This window comes from Nostoc sp. CMAA1605, assembly GCF_021596505.1.
In the GTDB taxonomy this organism is placed as follows: domain Bacteria; phylum Cyanobacteriota; class Cyanobacteriia; order Cyanobacteriales; family Nostocaceae; genus Trichormus.
Genome location: NZ_PJIZ01000002.1, coordinates 67,630 through 86,743 on the forward strand (window position 1 = coordinate 67,630; position 19,114 = coordinate 86,743).

A 19,114-nucleotide genomic window follows, 5' to 3' on the forward strand; every position below is an offset into this window, starting at 1 on the left:
GAGTAATGAGTGCTGAGTAATGAGTAATGAGTTTTTTTAGTGGTAGCGCGGTGTTTAGCCAATGCTGAGAGTTAGGAAATCAATTCTACCTTGTCTACCTTGTCCCCAATGCCCAATGCCCAATGCCCAATGCCCAATGCCCAATGCCCAATGCCCAATCCCCAGTCCCCAATCCCCAGTCCCCAATCCCCGAATTAGCATATTTGTCGAATAAACTGTTAATTTTTTAGTTGTTGGGGTTGATAACCGAAACTACTAACAACTTTATTTGCAATGCTGTCGCTGTTAAAAACAATCCGAGAAGCGATCGCCAATTGGTGGTCAGAGTTCACACTTCAAACTAAACTTTTGGCTGTGGCTACTTTGGTAGTCTCTTTGGTCATGAGTGGTCTCACTTTCTGGGCGGTAAATACCATTCAGCAAGATGCTCGCATGAATGATACCCGCTTTGGACGGGATTTGGGACTGCTACTAGCTGCTAACATCACTCCTTTAGTAGCTGACCATAATCTCACAGAGGTGGCTAAATTTTCTCAACGCTTCTATAGCAGTACCTCTAGCATCCGCTATATGCTCTACGCGGATGAAACTGGCAAGATTTACTTTGGGATTCCCTTTTGGGAACCTGAAGTAGAAAATTCGCTAACTATTGAAAGGCGTATTGAACTACCAGAAGATTACCCAGAGGAAAGCGATAAGCCAATGGTGCGGCAACACATGACTCCTGACGGAGTTGTGACCGATGTCTTTATCCCGCTAATTGTTAATAAAAAATATTACGGTGTATTAGCAATTGGTATCAACCCCAATCAAATAGCCGTTATCTCTACTAATTTCACCCGCGATGTGACCATTGCCGTGTTTATCACGATTTGGGTAATGGTAATTTTAGCTGGAGTGATCAACGCTTTAACTATCACTAAACCCATTAAAGAACTATTGGTGGGGGTAAAACAAATTGCCGCCGGTAACTTTAAACAACGCATTGATTTACCTTTGGGTGGTGAATTAGGGGAGCTAATTTTTAACTTTAATGAAATGGCGGAACGGCTAGAACGCTACGAAGAACAAAATATTGAGGAACTAACAGCCGAAAAAGCCAAACTGGAAACCCTCGTCTCTACTATCGCCGATGGTGCTGTCTTAATTGACAATAATATGCAGGTGATTTTAGTCAACCCCACAGCACGTCGTATCTTTGGTTGGGAAGGTAGCGAGGATGTTGTAGGCAATAATGTCTTACATCATTTGCCCCCAACAGTGCAAATGGAAATCACTAAGCCTTTATACCAAATGGCCACAGGTGAATGTGAAAGTGCGGAGTTTCGTTTGGCTTTAAATCAACCCATTAAGCGCACTATCCGCATTCTCCTAACTACGGTTCTCAATTTGCAACGGGAGAGTATTAAAGGTATTGCAATTACTGTGCAGGATATCACCCGTGAAGTAGAACTCAATGAAGCTAAAAGCCAATTTATTAGCAACGTTTCCCACGAACTGCGAACGCCCTTATTTAATATCAAATCTTTTATTGAAACTCTACATGATTACGGTGAAGATTTAAGTGCAGAAGAAAAACGGGAATTCCTGCAAACAGTTAACCATGAAACCGATCGCTTAACTCGCTTAGTTAATGATGTTTTGGATTTATCAAAGCTAGAATCTGGTAAGACTTATAACTTCTATGGTGTAGACTTAGCCCAAGCGATCGAACAAACTCTGCGGACATACCAACTCAACGCCAAAGACAAAGGAATTGAAATATCACAAGAAGTGACTCCCCAATTGCCCCTAGTTACGGGCAATTATGATTTATTACTACAAGTTTTAGCTAATTTGGTGGGCAACGCACTCAAGTTTACCCCTGCCGGCGGTAAAGTTACTATTCATGCCTATCAATTAGATACCTATGCTTTGCTACCCAATCAACCCCCCCAAGTGCGTGTAGAAGTATCTGATACAGGTATTGGTATCGCCCCAGAAGACCAACAGGCTATTTTTGACCGTTTCTTCCGTGTGGAAAACCGCGTTCACACCTTAGAAGGTACCGGCTTGGGTCTTTCCATTGTGAGAAATATCATCGAAAGACACCGCAGTAAAGTAAATTTAGTCAGTGAAGTTGGTGTGGGTACTACTTTTTGGTTTGATTTAACTCTCTTTGAAGTAGAAACACCAAAGCCAGAAGTTGAGCCTACGAATGTTAGCTAATCAATAGTAAGTATTAGTCAGCTTTATGGCTTTTCCTAGTCTGTTGAGGTGCAGATTTATCCGCGTTTATCTGTTTACCCTGCGGGTACTCCTACTGTGAAGCAAGCTACATCTGTATTTATACCAGTTAGCGTCTCGTTGGCGCAGCCTCTCGTAAAGAAGAGAAGTCCATTGCGAATTGGTATTAGCTATTGTGGTTTGCACTTCACTAGGGTAAGAAAGGCAATAAAGCAATTACGAAATAGATTTAATTAACTTTACATTAGTTAATATAGTTGCATTTATTGTCACCGATTTACTTAAATATTTAATTGCAACCCATAAAATCGTGAATTAATTTACACTCATAAAATTACGCATATAATGTCTCTATTACTTAAGCATTAGCTATTTAGCATCGAATGTCTAGATATATTGCTTTTGTAATTTTGTATAATTCGTGTTTTTCTTCATAGCCAACCTTTAGGTAATCAGTAAAATGAGTGATATTGCAATGCTGATGACAGGCGTATTAATGACTAAGCAACCATCGGCTGCTCAAGTAATCAATCCGCCTATAATTCAGTCGGAACAAAATATGCAGGAAGTGATACCAAATCCACCGTTTCAACTAACTGCACAAGCGCAAGCTATTGCGCCTAGATATGTGTCACCCAGTAGCCATGTCCCAAGGAATTCATTAGCACATAAGCCTAAACCTCAAAAAAGTCGCTTAACCAGAGTTAAGCAAAGACTTCCCAAAAACTTGAATCAAATCACCAAATCCTCTGCCGTTAAATCTCTCAAAGATAATGTTCCTGCTAACAAAAGCTTAATAGTTCAACAGCGCAGAGATAAACTTATTCCCAACAAATTGCCGAAAGCCAGTTTACTCAATAGACGAAAGTTAACAAATCAGCAAAACAGAGGAGATGACCTGGCTTTTGTCAATTCTGCAAGCTTCAGCCGTTACCCATTACCTAATTTACGTTTTAGACATTCGGGTGTAGCTGTGAAAGTATTACAACGCCTATTAATGGCTAACGGCTATTATGTGGGAGTAGATGGCAATTTTGGTGCATTAACAGAGAGTGCTGTTAAAGCTTTTCAAGCAAAACATAATTTAAAGGTTGATGGCATAGTAGGGTCTAAAACTTGGCAATATCTGTCCATGTACAGCCAATGAGCCAATATACTACATGGGAAAATTACCTCTGCTGACTAACTATACTCAAACGTCAAACTTTAACTACACTACTTTCCAGTCTGTGACTAGTGCCAAGATAATCTGAAATATGATTTTGTCGCAACAATCAAGGTGCATAAACCTATATCATTATGGACGCAAGTTTTAAGAAGAGAACATTTGAGGGTGCAGAAATTCAATGAGGGGTCATACCCCTCTTGCCAATTCTACAGAAAATCGCTACATTCTCAGCACTACGTAGATATACTCTTCTTTAGTATTCCTATATTGTGATCACACAAGTTTTTTAGGTAAGAATTCTTACTTAATATTCTTGTTAGTGAAAAATAAATATTAACCTAGTATGTGCAACGAACGAAATTAGTAAGAGATTTTTCGTTGGTCTGCATCTGAAATACAGTAAGTTTTGTTGATAATTAACATAAGAAAAATCTATATTTAACTATTATATGGTGCTATTACTTGACCTTAAAAAAGTATTAAGCCGTCATTTTCTGTATTATAAATTTAGATGTTGTCATACTTGCGAAAAATAAAACTGACTTTATAAACATGAAACCATACTTAATTAAACATAGAAAACACATCAAAAAAGAATAATCGATGATGAGTAGATAGCTATGAAGAATAACTCCCATTTTATGCGATAATTCTTCTGCTATTAAGCTTAAAATTGAAAACAATATTCAATAAATGTAGTGGCTGACAATTATTTATGGATACATCATTGATTGGGAATCAGGTGGTTAATTTTTTGTCAAATATTACTGGACAAAAAATGACACAAAAAGATGTTACTCCTCCAGTTTTATTTTTAGCTAATTTGATTGTTGTCTTGTTAGGAGTAATCCTGATTGATGGTTCTGTTACCGAGAAAGAAAAACAAAGATTAGTTGAGCTATTATATCGCTTTAGCACACCAGAAAGTGACATCCGTAAATTAACCCATTTAATGATTAAAGGAATTAGAAAATATCAGCTTTATCGTAAGTTTAACGAATTATTAGCTATCACTCATCCCCTATCAAAAGCAGAAAGATTATTGTTAATTGGCTTTGGCTATGAAATGTCTACAATTAATGGCAGAATGGGGTTGCGTGAGCAGAGATACTTGGAAATTGTAGCTCAATATTTAGATGTTAAACCACAACATTTGGCAGTGTTAGCATCAGCATTTAAACCACCAGATAATTTTGATATAGAGGTTTTAAATGAAGTAGATGATTTACTTAATCCATCACATTTTCAAGCATTAAATCCTATAGTATCTCTGCAATTACCCTCTGAAGATTTAATCAATTTATCTGCCGATGCTCACACACAAATAAGTAACCCTCGTGTTTATGTCTATTATGAGGGTTTGAAGAATTTCCAAGAATTTAGTAAACATTTAGAGAATTATTGTCATCAAGTTTTGCAGATAATTCAAACTTGTAATCAACGGGGGTTTTTATCTAATGACTCAGATAAATTAGTTGATAAAGCTAGGGAAGTCTTAGAAAGAGTTAGATCACACAAATTTAGACTAGCAGTTGTTGGTGAATTTAGCCAAGGAAAATCAACTTTACTCAATGCTTTATTGGGTGAGGAAATTCAACCGATGCGAGAGATTCCCTGTAGTGGTACAGTAGTTGTCTTAAAGTACGGGGAGAGAAAACGGGTAGTCTGTCGTTATAAAGACGGAAGAGAAGAAGAAATACCATTTGAGGAGTATAGACAGCAAGCCAGTATTTCTGAAGAGGCTGCAATTGGTTCGCTCAACGAAGAATTAATACAATCTACTATTGAGGATATCATTGTTGAACATCCCAATTTGACATTATGTAATAGTGGTGTAGAAATCATTGATTCACCAGGTTTGAACGAAAATCCTGAACTTACAGCCATTACTCAGAAGTTACTTCACGATATTGATGCTGCTATTTTTGTGACTAATGCTTCGCGATCGCTAACGCAAGGTGAGCGTGAGTTGTTGAATCAATTGCGAATCAAACTCAACGGGGGTAAAGATAAAGAACCTGCAAGTAACTTATTCATTGTAGGTAATTTTATGGATTTAGTGCGTACAGAAAAAGGTCGTGAGCAGATTCAAAAGAGGATTTTGAATTTAGTTGAAGGTGATAACCCCATAATTACAGGAAAAAACCGTGTTCACTTCCTTTCAGCCCAAACCGCACTCAATGCAATTTTGAATAACACTGAAGACGAATATCAAGAAAATTTTGACATTTTTATTAAATCCATTGAAAGATTCTTAATGCTGGAGAGGGGAGGGCTAAAACTTTATCAATTGTCTGATAAACTCAATAAAATCATTCAAGAAATCACTGATCATCTCCTGCACTTTAAAGATGATCTAGAGTCGGAAATTAATATTGTAGAAGATGAAAAACATAAAATTCTAGAAAGAATTGGAGAGTTTAGTGGACGGGATGTCAAAATATGTTTGTTAACAATTCAACTCATAGAACAAGCACTGGAAAAAGCTAGTGTTTCTTGGAATGAGTGGTATGAGGGTTTAGATGAACGCATGGTATTTAGAAGTGAGCATTGGCATTCTGAACATAGACTGCTCTGGAATCAAGATAAGTTAATTCGTGACTATATTCAGTGTTTTGTCAGAGATTTATCGAATGAAGTTGATGAATGGGTGAATACTCATCTGAAAAATGTAGTTCTCAAAGAGAACTTACAAAACCTCAATATCAACATCAAGTATGAGTTAGAAGCCATTCAATCAGAATTTAATTTATTAGACATTAGAAGTAACACCACATTCAGTGAAGAATTAAAACTTTCTATTAATGATATTACTGATCAATTAATTGAGTTAGATAGTATTGATTTCAGTGCTGCATTAAAAGAAGAGGTACTAGTATTTACAGGAATTGGATTTATCCCATTTGCTTTAGCTAATATCACTTCGGTAATTGCCAGTTCTTTTGGCTCTAGGATGTTAGACAGCGATAGATTGCATAGTCAAATTAAAACATCTGTTTTAGAAATAGGATTTCAAAAGTTTGATGAGTCAATTGATAAGATATATGAAAAACTACAGGAAAATATTGAAAGATTTTTTGATACTAAAGTCGAAGCAGTAAGTCGAGTGATTGAAGGAGCTATATCTGTGTATGAAAAAATTTTGGAACAGCAAGAGCGATCGCATCAAGAAATGCTAGAACAACATTATGCCACTAAATCTTGGATTATGAACAAGTGTCAAGAACTTGAGGAGATCAGCAACAAAATCAGCACAGATATTGCGACTTGGAATTCAGAAGTAATTAATAAAGTAATTATTAAGAGAGAATACGATTAACTGGCGTTGCTTCCCTGGAGTGTTACAGAAAGACAGGTAACAAGAAATCAGAAATAAAATATGTACTGAGTCCTCAGTATGTCCTCAGTATGGCACTGTCTAGTCTGACAACTTTATGTGCATAGAATTGTCATGTTTTCTAGTCATATACTTATTGTTACATATTTTAGTGAATTTTAATAATTGTACAAACATACAAAACAACGGCTAATTTTTAAGTACGAATAAGTATTCTTATCGCTATTTCTTAAAACACATTTCATCTCATTGAATACCAATTTACTAAAATCTTGAAACATATAGCGGTTTCTCGTCTGTTGAGGTGCAAATTTATCTGATTATTCTACGGAAAGCAAGCTAAATCTACGTTTAATAATAGTTTTTTGGACTTTAAGCAGAGAAAATTACGAATTGCGCTCTTCTCGGAAGGTTGTAGCAATGTAGCTAATGTTAGTTCATTGTGAATTGAGATTAAACATAATTTCAAATTAAATTGGCAGAAGCCTCTATATATTAAGTAGAAATGACGTTAATCTAGTAGTAATACGGAGGTATTTATTTGGCTGAATGACTATTTTATGAATCTATTGTCGTAGTTTTATACTGCTTGCTTCTTCAGGGTTCGTCCGTTTAGGTGCAATATCTACCTTTTTACAGAGTAAAGTATGCTGTTTGAATTTACACCATCTATTAAAGCTAGTCTTGAAGCTGGTAAATACGTAGAAATACTTAGTAATGGAATTTCCATTGGCATAGTACGTGACACCGCAGATGAAGGCTTGTTTGCCCCTGCTATTGGTGCTTTAGTGGATAGTTGTCCCTTATCTCCATTGACGGTACCAATTCAATTACTCATGACAGGAGCAATTTTAGGGGCAAACATCGTACAAAAGCATCAAGCTTTCTATGCAAGAAATCAGCAGAATATTCTTTTACAAACTGGTTTACAGTCACTGCGAATAAATGTAGAAGTTTTGCAAACAACTACAGCGATGATTGAGTTGAGTAAGACATCAAATGTGGCATTAGAAGCAGTCAATTTGCAACATATACTTAAACTCAAGCAAGAAGTTGAGCAAGTGCGACTAGAAGTTAAAGACGGATTGATTGATTTGCAACAAGCTTTCAAATATCAAGGAATAGAAGTTCGGCAAATTGTCAAAGAAGTAGCCGAAAATATTGAATTTGACAAGCATCGTCTAGTTCTAGTAAAGGCATATACACTATTACTCAAGGCACTTAATCTTTTACACTCAGCATTAAAATTACGAGATAGTCATCAGAGAAACGCTGAAATCGATAGTGCTAGAGAAATTTTGCTTGAGGTCTTAGCTTATTATATGAGTCCTCAGCTATTAGAGCAAACTTCTGCACCAGGTCAACTCCGCAGACTTGAATGTGCTTGGGCAGTTGAACAAGCAATTGTCATCACATATCAATTGCAAAATGAGATGGTAGCTGTGAGCGATCGCCTGTCTCATCTACGGGATCAAATCAAAGAACATACCTGTACAGTAATTAGTAATTGTGAATCATACGACGAGCTTAATTTTCTCTTTCCCGAAATAAGTCGCATTTGTAAACACGATTTAGCAATTTTGGAGATATGGCAGGCGCGAATTGATTGGATACGTTCATTGACAGCTAAAGAATTGGAACTTTTAGCTAGCAATAATAGTAACAGTTCAGAGTTTACAGAATGCTGGAATAGTAATCAATCTGCAACTGATAAATCATTGCCCCCCGAACAAATAGCCTATGAAGATTTAGCAGAAAAGTCTCATTTTTATTCTTTGCTTGATCAACTGATATTTATGTTCAAGCCTGTTTTACGCCAAGAATATGAGGTTTATATTAACCAACAAGCCCATGTTACAGGTCACAAAATATTAGTTCCTAAAAATTTGCAACAAGCATCTCATCTAACTGTTGCCAATCTTTACTATTATTTCAAGGTGAGAGATGAGACAAACACAGAAGAAACATTAGAGACAATTATAGCATAATTTTCTAAGCAATTAGAAGAGTTTGCAAGTTAGTGAGGTAGATAGTTATGAATCAATTTTTTGACTATTAAAGGTGGCAAAATAAGCTTTATTACTACTACCTCAATCTCTAAATTAGACCTTAACAATTAACTAAATCAGTGAGGGAAATTAATCATGCAATAATAGCATTTTATTTGAGAGTTGATTCATTGAGAAAAGTTACTTTTCAACACTAAAACGGGGGGGAAGTAGATAATGGTTTTAGTGCAGAGGCTGAATTAGATCGTAGGATAAAAGAGGCTGGCGAAATTTTGTTCGTGGTATGTAATAAACTAAAGTAATCTCAACCAATTTTCACAATACTTGATAAAAGTTTAGATGATTGAGTTGAAAGTTATCTATATGTCCATTAATGCAGAAAATATTTCTGAACAGAGTTAGCCAACAATGTATCCGCAAAGTTTTGGGGAGGCCGCATGAAAAAATATATATGGAAAAATACCTGTGCAGGTATTATTTTAACAGTCGCTGCGGTAAGTTGTGGATACTTGGCAGTTCAATACCTTGGCAGATACACTATGCTTGCGATCGGCGCAGGAATGTTTGGCTTAGGTGCAGCAGTTCATAGAACTCAGCAATCACCACACCAAAAATCTTTACCAAAAAGCTTCGATGTAACTAAGCATCAAGTTGAACTGCAAGTATCAGAAGAAACAACTAAAAATATGTATGCGGTTTCCACAAATCACAGTCCTACTAGTGATAACCATCATACAGTTACAGATGCTTCAAGATTTGTGAAACCTAAATTAACAACCGCCAGAAAATTACGCATATCTCAATCTGGCTATTGTCGCAAACGGCTTGCACTATGTCATAGAGCTAAAGTTGAGAGTTTGACTAAAGTAATTGCTAAAGATAAGTACGATAAAAGTCGCTTTTAGAAAATATTTTAATTGCTAGACTGTTGGGTGTTTATCATAAAATCCTATTCATGATCATTCCATTAGAATGCGATGGTAATGCTTTTTAAGTAACAGATAATCGGCACATTTTTATATACGTTGAGATACAAAAGTTATAATTTTATAATTCACATTAATATAATAGTCAAATAAATTTTATGCAGTTTTATGCAATCATAAAATTGCTAATATCGTCCAAGTAAAAATTACCAAGAAAATTGATTTATATTTCTATAGTGCCACTAAAATTGACGTAATTTTAGCTGGCTATAAATAGTGTTAATATGATCCCCAATTTCAGGTAAAATACCTGATAATGACTCTAGTTCCCAAAAATCTGTTACAAGTAAGCTCTGAATAATAGAGTGAAAATTGTGACAGAATTTTTATCAAGGTGCAATAATTCAAGAATAATGTGGATGCGGCTGATGATTTCAGAACAGGAACTATTAAAAAAGTGGGTATCTCTTACACAAGATAAACAAAAACAAGTGTTAGACTTTATGGATTTTCTTTATTGGCAAGATATTAACAGTAAACCTGGATTGGAAAAACGTCTCCAGCAAATACGTAATAAAGTAATAGAACAAAGTATTCCTTTATACGGAAACTCCAATATAGTTAATGATCAAGTTCCATAGCTATAAGTTTATCAACATTAATTGAACCTAAAGAAAGATGGCTAAATTAAAGTAAATCATACCAATTTTGGATTGTGGATGTTGGATTGAAAGACGAGATTGATAGATTATCCCAGAAGTTCAAAAAATACTACCTCTCCCAATTTGGTATCCATACTTTAGCATTACTTAGAGTCTTGGTTTGCTATGTAGAATATAGCTACAGCTACCAAGGCTATTTTTTGTCTTTGCGTTTATTTCAAACTTAATTTTTTTGGTCTGGCGCAAAATACCTGAACACGCATTAAAGTTATAAAAGTAGGTAGTTAGCTAATTTTTTATATCTAAATATGTAGGTCTGGAGCTATTGTTTTTGAGTTAATCTGATCGGAGACATCTACATTAGTTTAATTTAAACTTGGTCTGTACTCTATTCAGTTCCAAACCTATATCTAGATGAAGAACAGGTACGATAGCCAACTTAAGGAAGTTAAATTAAACTGGGGCGCTAGGATTCGAACCTAGGGATGGCGGGACCAAAACCCGCTGCCTTACCACTTGGCGACGCCCCAACGTTTCGACTTTATTAATATAGCAGGTTATCCCTTGGTTGTGTCAAGTAGTCTTAAGAGAATTTTTCTGAGAAATGATGGCATCAATATCAGGAGCTAATATTAATTTTGGATTTTAGATTTTGGATTAAAAGTCTAGATTCAGAACAGATTTCAGAATCTTGTAACAATACTGCCTGCTCCAGTTTGGTATAAATTATGCAGGAATTGAAAAAACATCCCTGCAAAGGAATCTGCCTCCAGTGTAGGCTAACTGGGTGAAAAACTAATGTCTGGAGATGTACTGTGGTGTTTTTTAACTCAACTGGGCGACGAGTTGATTTTCTAAGAGGCTTTCACTGGTTAATAAATCCTCAACGGTGATGCGTAAAAACCTTTGCTGATCAACCTGAAATAAAATTTTAATACGATCGCTCCCCGGAAAACCTGGGGGTGTAAGTTGGGCGATGCTTCTGGCACCTTCTTGATCATTTAAGGGTTTAACACTGGTAACACCGCTATCTAAGCGACGGGTAATTAAGCGATCGCCATCAAAATATACTTCTGTCCCGCCTGTTTCCGCACCGAGTTCACCAATAATTAACTCAATACTGGGCTGATTTTCCAAGGAAGCACCCAAATATAATTCCACTGGCTGAGTCATGGGGTAGGCTTGTCCGGCTTTAATAATCGGATGCCAATTATGGCGTTGGTTACGGCGATCCCAATACCGCACACCATAACTATGATAGAGAAAGTCTTTGATTTCTACCCCTTGGGATAGTTGCAATGCACCTTGGGCGATCGCTTCAAAGGGACGTTCACAACGAATCTTTTCGGACGGGAAATATTGCCTTACCCATGTCTGCACTGCTGGTAATTGTACAGTACCACCTACTAACAACACGGCGTTAATATCCGCTAATTCAATGCCTTGGCGGCGCGCTTGCTGTAATAGATTGGTCATTGACTCATCTAATTGCTCAAAAAAGGCTTGTTCCTTGAGAATATTTTCTAAGGTGTCGCGGTTTAATTCTAGTTCGTAACTTTCAAAGTTTTCATCATCAAAATAAACTTCGCTGGCTTGGTTCTGGCTAGATAGTTGAATTTTGACTTTCTCTGCTAGTCTGATGGTTAAGGGACTAACAGCTAAACCTTGGTTTTTGGCAAAATAATCTACTATCCAATTATCAATATCTGTACCGCCTAAATTCTGCCCGGCTTTGGCTAACACACGGGCGGTTTTGACTTTTTGTTTGGAGTCTTCTGCTAAGGATTTATTCCCCCACTTGAGGAGAAAACCTACGGGCTTAGTGTTGGTTTGGCTACTTTTATTCAACTGCACTAAGGATAAATCTAAAGTCCCGCCACCAAAATCAATCACTAACAAATTTTCTGCTTCCCCTAAACCATAGCCTAAAGCGGCGGCTGTCGGTTCGTCTAGCATCCGCACCTGTTCGACGGGTAAGGCAAGGCATACTTTACCTAGCCAATAGCGATAGGCTTCAAAGCTATCTACGGGAACAGTTAAAACGAGGGAATCTAACCCGCCTTCTTGGGGTGCGAGTTGTTCAATAACTTGGGTGAGAAACCATTGTCCTACCTGTTCAAAGGTGATGGTTTGTCCGTCGAGTTCTGGGAGGAAACCTTGAATATCTGAACCAATTCCGCGTTTGAAGCTGCGGAAAAATCTGGTGTCGCTTTTGAGGTCAAGACCGCGATCGCGCACTTGTTGCCCTACTATGACTTTACCTTGCTTGGCATCTTCTACATATACTAGGCTGGGAATTAGTGGGGGGTTGAGGCTTTGTTGGATGGATAAACCCGGTAGCGTCAGGGTTTCGGGCTGTTGGGTGACTGGATTCCAACGGGCAATGACTGTGTTACTTGTACCAAAATCGATTGCGATCGCCATAGTCTTATGATTTTCTCACGCAAAGGCGCAAAGGCGCAGAGAGTGTTTAAGGTTGAAACTATTGTCCCATAAGCCACCATGAGCGTAGATGTGAAATTGCGACTTCTTTTTGTTGGGGAATTCACCACTGTGAAGTAAACAGAACTAGAGACAGAATGTCAAGATTTAGATATGTACCTTTTGGCAGTGCTGTCAAGTCAGTGAAATATTTATTAATATAGGTATAAATCGAGTGTCAGGAGTTTCCAGCAATTCAAGGTAGCAAACATTGTTCAGAAATCAGTGATTTTTCTAACAAAGGAGCAAAGGCGCATGAAAGACCAGCCACGGTCAGACTCTCAGGAATTTCTAGGTAATCTCAAGAATGGTATTTGGCTGTTTGGCCTTTCCTCTTGGGTGTTTGGTATAACTGACCGCAGTATCGCTTCCTTTGCCGATGGCTATCTATCTGCATTGGATTTGACACAATTATTTACAGCCGCTACTTTCTTTGTGGCTTGGTTATTTTTAAAACCAACATCTAGAGTTTAATCAAAATTCAAGCAGGACAGCAGGTTTTCAGGGGTTTGAGTATTGTTAAACCCCTACACCCTTACACCCCTATACCCCTAATACTCGTAAAAATTTATCTGGTAGGTAGCAGCGATCGCCCACAGGAATTGTATATTGGTATAAAATACCCATTTCCGTAGCTATCAATGAGCTACTGTATTAACCCCAATTGCCTCAAACCAGAAAACAAGCACGATGCCCTATTTTGCCAGAGTTGTGGTTCAGAACTACTCTTGGAAGGGTGTTATCGTGCAGTTCGTCTACTCAGTGACCCCAATAAACCCAGTGGCTTCGGTACTATCTACGAAGTAGAAGATCATGGCCAGCAAAAAATTTTGAAGGTGCTACATAACAACCATCCAAAAGCGGTGGAGCTATTTCAGCAGGAAGCCAACGTTTTAAAACAGTTACAGCATCCAGGTATTCCCCAAGTTGAATCAGACGGCTACTTCATTTATTTTCCCAGAAATAGTCAACACCCCCTCCATTGCTTGGTGATGGAAAAAATTGAGGGGATGAATTTAGAAGAATATCTCACACGGAGGAACTTTCAACCCATTGGCGAACGGGCGGCTATTCGTTGGTTGAAACAACTAGCAGAAATTCTCCATCAAGTTCATCAACAACAATATTTTCATCGTGATATTAAACCAGCTAATATCATGCTAAGACCCGATGGTCAGTTAGTATTAATTGACTTCGGGACAGCAAGAGAGGTAACACAAACCTTCATTCACAAAGTATCAGGACAGCAAGTTACAGGAATTATTTCTACAGGATATACACCACAAGAACAAATGAACGGGAAAGCCGTTCCCCAGTCAGATTTTTTTGCTTTGGGACGGACTTTTGTTTATTTATTAACAGGTAAAAGTCCTGATTGTTTCCATGAAGATTCTCGCACCGGGCAGTTACTTTGGCGAGATGTTACCACAGAAATCTCCCCAAGTTTAGCAGATTTAATTGATTATTTGGTATCCCCATTTCCTGGGAATCGACCAAAAGACACAGCAGAACTTTTAAACATTGTTACGCAATTAGAAAATACCTATCGTACTTCTAACCCTAAATTTTCCCAGAAACCAGCTCAAGTTCCTGTTAACTCTCAGAATAATTATCAACAAACACCAGTTTATCAAACACCGATTTCTCAAACACCAGTTTCTCTAAACTATGTCGGATTTTGGCGGCGTTTTGTCGCTTATTGCATTGATTTATTAATACTGTCTATTTTAGGAGCTTCCATAGGCTACATTTTTGGATTTACATTTCCCAATTTCTCACATTCAGCCTATACCTACAGCACCAATGCTGCTGCTACCAACGCTGGTATTAGTGGTCTTTTTACCAGTATTGGTGGCACATTTGGTGGGTTAGGAGTTTTATTTTTATTAACAGCAATTTTAACTACTTATTCACCTGAAGGTGGGCCAGATATCATTCCTACATTGTTAGCAGTGATCCTCTGCTGGCTTTACTTCACAGTTCTAGAAACATTTTCTAAACAACAAGCAACTATAGGCAAAATGCTGTTAGGTATTACTGTTACTGACCTCAATGGTAATGATATTTCGTTTTTTAAGGCCAACCTCCGTTATTGGTTGAAAACTATCTCCACCATAGGGTTATTTATCGGGTTTATTATTATCGGTCTACATCAGAAAAAGCAAGCCTTACATGATTTAATAGCCGGTACTGTAGTGATCAAAAAGCGTTAATTAAATAAGTGAATTTAATTAATTCCTATCTAGCCGCCAGTCCCCAGATTTTAAATGTCTCTTAAAATATATGAATCAGCCATCGGAGTTAGAGGTCAAATATAAGAAAATATATCCTATTTTTATAGGAGTTTGTAGTATTTTGATGCTGTATACATCATTATTAGTGGGATTTTCGCTAAATACAATTACAGGTTTAATACTTTTACTGGTCAGTTTATTAATGTTAACTCGCACTGTAGCTGTGATTACTCAAAATGAGATTCAGATGCGGAATCTATTGGGAATGACAGTAAAAGTATATTCTTACACTCCCGACCAAATTGTTGTTGCCAATAATAGCATCTATGTGAATGACAAAAAAGTGATTTCAGGTTTGTGGGCGGATATCAATATCCAAGAAGTAAAAGCATTTTTCTTACAAATACAAGAAGAAAATTGATCAGGATGACACGTTAGGGACTTCTAACTCAATACAGTTCAGTTAAGAAAATAGTTTGTAGTGAGGACTTTAGTCCTCATCTAAGGACTGAAGTCCTTACTACAAACTTTTCCTTACTTCACAAACCCCAGATTTTAGCCTTAACTGAACCGTATTGACTTATAACTCAAAAAATATTCCATTTGTAGGGTGCGTCAGTACAAAGAATATCTAGGTATAGCGAAGGTTTCTCACACTGACGCACCCTACTAACAGTCAATTCGGGATAATTTAATTTTTGTAAGTCCCTTAACACCGAAATCATCATAAAAATAGGGTAACTCTGAAAAATTTAGAGTTACCCTATTTTAATATTTACAAGTAAGAGAAATTAAGCGAATGCAGCAGTTCTCACATCATTATTCGCCAAAATTTCTTGCAGTTCATCCGCATCTACTGTTTCTTTATCAATCAGCATTTGCGCGATTTGGTCTAAGATGTGGCGGTTACTTACCAACACCTCTTTAGCGCGGCTGTAGGCTGTATCTACTAATTTCCGCACTTCTTCGTCAATAGCAGCCGCAGTTTCTTCGGAGAAATCACGCTCAGACATGATATCGCGACCGAGGAACATATTACCTTGCTGACGACCAAGAGCGACGGGGCCGAGTTTATCACTCATCCCGAAGCGGGTAATCATTTGGCGTGCTACACGCGCTACTTGTTGTAAGTCGTTGGAAGCACCTGTGGTGACTTCTTCTTCACCGAAGATAATTTCTTCTGCTAACCGACCACCTAAAGCCACAGCCATCTGATTTTCCAGATAAGCACGGCTGTATAAGCCAGTTTCCATACGGTCTTCGCTGGGGGTGAACCAAGTTAAACCACCGGCGCGACCACGGGGAATGATGCTGATTTTTTGTACTGGGTCATAGTCGGGCATTAAAGCACCAACTAAGGCGTGACCAGCTTCGTGATAAGCTACTAAGGTTTTGCGCTTTTCGCTCATAACGCGGTCTTTCTTCTCTGGCCCTGCGAGGACGCGATCGATGGCATCATTGATTTCATCCATCGAAATTTCGGTTAAGTTGCGTCTTGCTGCTAGAATGGCGGCTTCGTTGAGCAGGTTGGATAAATCTGCACCGGTAAAGCCAGGGGTACGACGGGCGATTTTATCTAAGTCTACGTCTTTGGCTAAGGTCTTGCCACGGGCATGGACTTTGAGGATTTCGCTACGTCCAGAGTAGTCGGGACGGTCTACGACAACTTGACGGTCAAAACGACCAGGACGTAATAAAGCTGCGTCTAATACGTCGGGACGGTTGGTAGCAGCGATAATGATGATACCGGTGTTACCTTCAAAACCATCCATTTCGGTGAGTAACTGGTTGAGGGTTTGTTCCCGTTCATCGTTACCACCACCTAAACCTGCACCCCGTTGACGACCTACCGCGTCAATTTCATCGATGAAGACGATACAGGGAGCATTGGTTTTAGCTTGTTCAAATAAGTCGCGGACACGGGAAGCACCCACACCCACAAACATTTCTACAAACTCAGAACCGGAGATGGAGAAGAAAGGTACACCAGCTTCCCCAGCGACGGCGCGCGCGAGGAGGGTTTTACCTGTACCTGGAGGCCCAACTAATAGTACACCTTTAGGAATTTTGGCACCGACGGCGGTAAAGCGATCGGCATTTTTCAAAAAGTCTACAACTTCGTTTAGTTCTAATTTGGCTTGGTCAATACCAGCAACATCACCAAAGGTGACTTGCGTTTGTGGCTCCATTTGTACCCGCGCTTTGGACTTACCAAAGTTCATGGCTTGGCTACCGGGGCCATTTTGGGCGCGACGCAGTAAGAAGAATAAGCCAACCAGCAGTAATACTGGAAGGAATAAGCTACTTAAAGCCTTGAGCCAAAAACCTTCGTCGGTGGGAGGTAAAACGGATATATCAACGCCTTTGGAACTGAGGGTATTGATTAACTCTGGGTCGTTGACTAAAGTAACAAGTTTTTTATTAGGGTCGTATTTGGGTGTAACTAAGGCTGTGGAACGGTCTGCACTGAGGCTAACTCTTTCTACTCTGCCTTTTTCTACTTCTTGAATAAACTGGCTATATCGCCATGTTTCCCGACTTTCGGGTCTTTTATCAAAGAAAGCTGTGCCAAGTGCAATTACAACAATAAATAGCAGCGCGTACAGCCCCGCATTTCTCCATCTTTTATTCACTGAGGTTGATCCTCCCGTATTTTTGGGCGTAGGGCATTATTAGAATTATGTTAACTTATCTTAAGGTATAACAAAATCATAGTTCTGTCATGCTAAGAATAGCCTCCTGAGTTGCTGAAAGCATAGATGGTAGGGATCATATTGTAGCGACCCCGTGGGCTGATGAACGGTATGAATGGGGAGAATTTCCACCACACTATTAGTGTAGGCGATCGCTTCTAAGCTTTGAACGAATTCTGGTGTCCAGGTTACTTCTCTCACTACCTGTTGCTGCTGGGTTAACCATTTCATCAATTGCTGGCGACTAATTCCTGGTAATATACCCACTTCTAAGGGCGGTGTCCACCAATTCCCGTTACCCCATCCCCAAAGATTCCCTGTGCTGGTTTCTAGCCAATTGCCAGTATTATCTACCAGAATAGCTTCTTGGGCATGGGTTGAGACAGTAGTTTTAGCTAACCACGCACCCAAGTAATTACCTGTTTTATGGGTAGGAAGACTGCGAGACCACTGGGAAGTAGCCACAGCACAAGTTACCCCATGCTGTTGTTTTGCTGAAAGATTTTCCGGTAAATATCTCCCAATTATCCATTCTCGACCATCAGGGAAAATAGTCATTCGGAGAACAGGAAAATGAGTTAACATCGCCTCTGCACCTTGGCGCAGGCGTTTCCAGTCTGGTTGTTCCCAATTGAAAGCTTGCAGGGAGAAAAGTAGGCGATCGCAATGTGCTTGCCAGTTCGTTAAACTACTAGCGAGTGAATTCTCGTACACCCGTAAAGTTGTAAAAACCGTTGCCCCATATAATAACCCTGGATCATTAATATCTAATTGCAGAGTGGGAGAGTCAATTAAACTACCGTTGTACCAAAACATTCTGGAGGCAAGCAGTTAGAAGAATTTTAAATATTTTAATTTTAAATTTTGATTTTGTGAGTACCAATACAAAGAGGTAGCAGCCACAAACTACTACCCCTACAGGCAAACTTGTGTGAACTTCTACGAAAAATCATCAAACACTAACTGCTTAATGATCAATTTTGCCTGATTTTTCGTATTTTCTAATACCTTGACCAGTCATACAGGTATCTACCATGATGATCGCGGACACGATGCCATTGTCCATGTCGATAGTAGCCGTAATAGTGTCCGTGACGGTAGCGACGGCGATAGTAATGTCTTCTATGACGGGATCTTCGATAATAATGGTGATGTCTGTAGCGACGGCGATAATAATGTCTTCTATATCTTGGTCGGTGAGCTAGCAAAAGTTCTTCGCTTTTACCTTCAACTAAATTTGGTTCTGCATCAACACTCTGTTCTGTGAAAACATGATTTTGAGTATTTTCTTTGGCTTCAACTATTGCAGGTGGATAGATAAAAGCTAATACTAGTAACGCAATTGAAGATAGCTTCTGGAAACGGTTCACGTCTTTGC

General features: G+C 38.5%; 14 protein-coding genes and 1 tRNA gene. 9 read left to right on the forward strand and 6 right to left on the reverse strand.

Annotation, left to right across the window (positions count from 1 at the left end):
* Positions 1–54: 54 nt before the first annotated feature.
* Positions 55–201: a hypothetical protein gene (locus tag CV014_RS01195; RefSeq protein WP_236140343.1), complete on the reverse strand. Its 147-nt coding sequence runs from the start codon at positions 199–201 to the stop codon at positions 55–57.
* A 72-nt stretch (positions 202–273) separates the two neighbouring features.
* Here CV014_RS01195 and nblS point away from each other — a divergent pair, with 72 nt between their 5' ends.
* From nblS to CV014_RS01225, 6 genes are all read left to right on the forward strand, one after another.
* On the forward strand, positions 274–2,208 hold the full coding sequence (gene nblS, locus CV014_RS01200; protein ID WP_236140344.1) for a two-component system sensor histidine kinase NblS: 1,935 nt from the start codon (positions 274–276) through the stop codon (positions 2,206–2,208).
* Positions 2,209–2,686: 478 nt separating this feature from the next.
* Positions 2,687–3,373: a peptidoglycan-binding domain-containing protein gene (locus CV014_RS01205; protein WP_236140345.1), complete on the forward strand. Its 687-nt coding sequence runs from the start codon at positions 2,687–2,689 to the stop codon at positions 3,371–3,373.
* A gap of 736 nt (positions 3,374–4,109) precedes the next feature.
* Positions 4,110–6,713 carry a dynamin family protein gene (locus tag CV014_RS01210; RefSeq protein ID WP_236140346.1) on the forward strand — a complete coding sequence of 868 codons (2,604 nt, stop codon included), beginning with the start codon at positions 4,110–4,112 and terminating at the stop codon, positions 6,711–6,713.
* 665 nt (positions 6,714–7,378) lie between these two features.
* Positions 7,379–8,719 (forward strand): hypothetical protein, encoded by a 1,341-nt coding sequence (locus tag CV014_RS01215; RefSeq protein WP_236140347.1) that lies wholly within the window; start codon positions 7,379–7,381, stop codon positions 8,717–8,719.
* Positions 8,720–9,177: 458 nt separating this feature from the next.
* Positions 9,178–9,645 carry a hypothetical protein gene (locus CV014_RS01220; RefSeq protein ID WP_236140348.1) on the forward strand — a complete coding sequence of 156 codons (468 nt, stop codon included), beginning with the start codon at positions 9,178–9,180 and terminating at the stop codon, positions 9,643–9,645.
* A gap of 440 nt (positions 9,646–10,085) precedes the next feature.
* Positions 10,086–10,307 (forward strand): hypothetical protein, encoded by a 222-nt coding sequence (locus tag CV014_RS01225; protein WP_236140349.1) that lies wholly within the window; start codon positions 10,086–10,088, stop codon positions 10,305–10,307.
* Positions 10,308–10,786: 479 nt separating this feature from the next.
* Here the strand turns inward: CV014_RS01225 and CV014_RS01230 are convergent.
* Together CV014_RS01230 and CV014_RS01235 are read right to left on the reverse strand one after the other, a co-directional pair.
* Positions 10,787–10,858, reverse strand: a tRNA-Gln gene (locus CV014_RS01230).
* Positions 10,859–11,153: 295 nt separating this feature from the next.
* The gene (locus CV014_RS01235) at positions 11,154–12,752 is read right to left on the reverse strand and encodes an Hsp70 family protein (RefSeq protein WP_236140350.1); all 1,599 of its coding nucleotides are present in this window, start codon (positions 12,750–12,752) and stop codon (positions 11,154–11,156) included.
* Between the two features lie 312 nt (positions 12,753–13,064).
* Between CV014_RS01235 and CV014_RS01240 the strand changes: the two genes are divergently transcribed.
* The 3 genes from CV014_RS01240 to CV014_RS01250 all read left to right on the forward strand — a co-directional run bounded on the left by CV014_RS01240 (position 13,065) and on the right by CV014_RS01250 (position 15,464).
* Positions 13,065–13,283 (forward strand): hypothetical protein, encoded by a 219-nt coding sequence (locus CV014_RS01240; protein ID WP_236140351.1) that lies wholly within the window; start codon positions 13,065–13,067, stop codon positions 13,281–13,283.
* A gap of 167 nt (positions 13,284–13,450) precedes the next feature.
* Positions 13,451–15,022, forward strand: a complete 1,572-nt coding sequence (locus CV014_RS01245) for a protein kinase domain-containing protein (RefSeq protein ID WP_236140352.1) — start codon at positions 13,451–13,453, stop codon at positions 15,020–15,022.
* Positions 15,023–15,092: 70 nt separating this feature from the next.
* Positions 15,093–15,464, forward strand: coding sequence for a hypothetical protein (locus tag CV014_RS01250; protein WP_236140353.1), 372 nt, complete (start codon positions 15,093–15,095; stop codon positions 15,462–15,464).
* Between the two features lie 370 nt (positions 15,465–15,834).
* Here the strand turns inward: CV014_RS01250 and ftsH3 are convergent, their stop codons facing one another.
* The 3 genes from ftsH3 to CV014_RS01265 all read right to left on the reverse strand — a co-directional run bounded on the left by ftsH3 (position 15,835) and on the right by CV014_RS01265 (position 19,106).
* Positions 15,835–17,676, reverse strand: a complete 1,842-nt coding sequence (gene ftsH3 / locus CV014_RS01255) for an ATP-dependent zinc metalloprotease FtsH3 (protein ID WP_103135874.1) — start codon at positions 17,674–17,676, stop codon at positions 15,835–15,837.
* A gap of 87 nt (positions 17,677–17,763) precedes the next feature.
* Entirely contained in the window at positions 17,764–18,552 is a 789-nt protein-coding gene (locus CV014_RS01260; protein ID WP_236140354.1) for an aminotransferase class IV, read from the reverse strand.
* A 185-nt stretch (positions 18,553–18,737) separates the two neighbouring features.
* A complete protein-coding gene (locus CV014_RS01265) occupies positions 18,738–19,106 on the reverse strand; it encodes a hypothetical protein (protein WP_157943183.1) in 369 nt (122 codons plus the stop codon).
* Positions 19,107–19,114: the final 8 nt, after the last annotated feature.

What these genes read in the sequence shown, in the direction of transcription:
- CV014_RS01210 (WP_236140346.1), top strand. Translation starts at nt 4,110, where the DNA reads ATGGATACATCATTGATTGGGAATCAGGTGGTTAATTTTTTGTCAAAT.
- CV014_RS01260 (WP_236140354.1), bottom strand. Translation starts at nt 18,552, where the DNA reads ATGTTTTGGTACAACGGTAGTTTAATTGACTCTCCCACTCTGCAATTA.
- CV014_RS01225 (WP_236140349.1), top strand. Translation starts at nt 10,086, where the DNA reads ATGCGGCTGATGATTTCAGAACAGGAACTATTAAAAAAGTGGGTATCT.
- CV014_RS01205 (WP_236140345.1), top strand. Translation starts at nt 2,687, where the DNA reads ATGAGTGATATTGCAATGCTGATGACAGGCGTATTAATGACTAAGCAA.
- CV014_RS01235 (WP_236140350.1), bottom strand. Translation starts at nt 12,752, where the DNA reads ATGGCGATCGCAATCGATTTTGGTACAAGTAACACAGTCATTGCCCGT.
- CV014_RS01240 (WP_236140351.1), top strand. Translation starts at nt 13,065, where the DNA reads ATGAAAGACCAGCCACGGTCAGACTCTCAGGAATTTCTAGGTAATCTC.
- CV014_RS01215 (WP_236140347.1), top strand. Translation starts at nt 7,379, where the DNA reads ATGCTGTTTGAATTTACACCATCTATTAAAGCTAGTCTTGAAGCTGGT.
- nblS (WP_236140344.1), top strand. Translation starts at nt 274, where the DNA reads ATGCTGTCGCTGTTAAAAACAATCCGAGAAGCGATCGCCAATTGGTGG.
- CV014_RS01250 (WP_236140353.1), top strand. Translation starts at nt 15,093, where the DNA reads ATGAATCAGCCATCGGAGTTAGAGGTCAAATATAAGAAAATATATCCT.
- CV014_RS01195 (WP_236140343.1), bottom strand. Translation starts at nt 201, where the DNA reads ATGCTAATTCGGGGATTGGGGACTGGGGATTGGGGACTGGGGATTGGG.
- CV014_RS01220 (WP_236140348.1), top strand. Translation starts at nt 9,178, where the DNA reads ATGAAAAAATATATATGGAAAAATACCTGTGCAGGTATTATTTTAACA.
- CV014_RS01245 (WP_236140352.1), top strand. Translation starts at nt 13,451, where the DNA reads ATGAGCTACTGTATTAACCCCAATTGCCTCAAACCAGAAAACAAGCAC.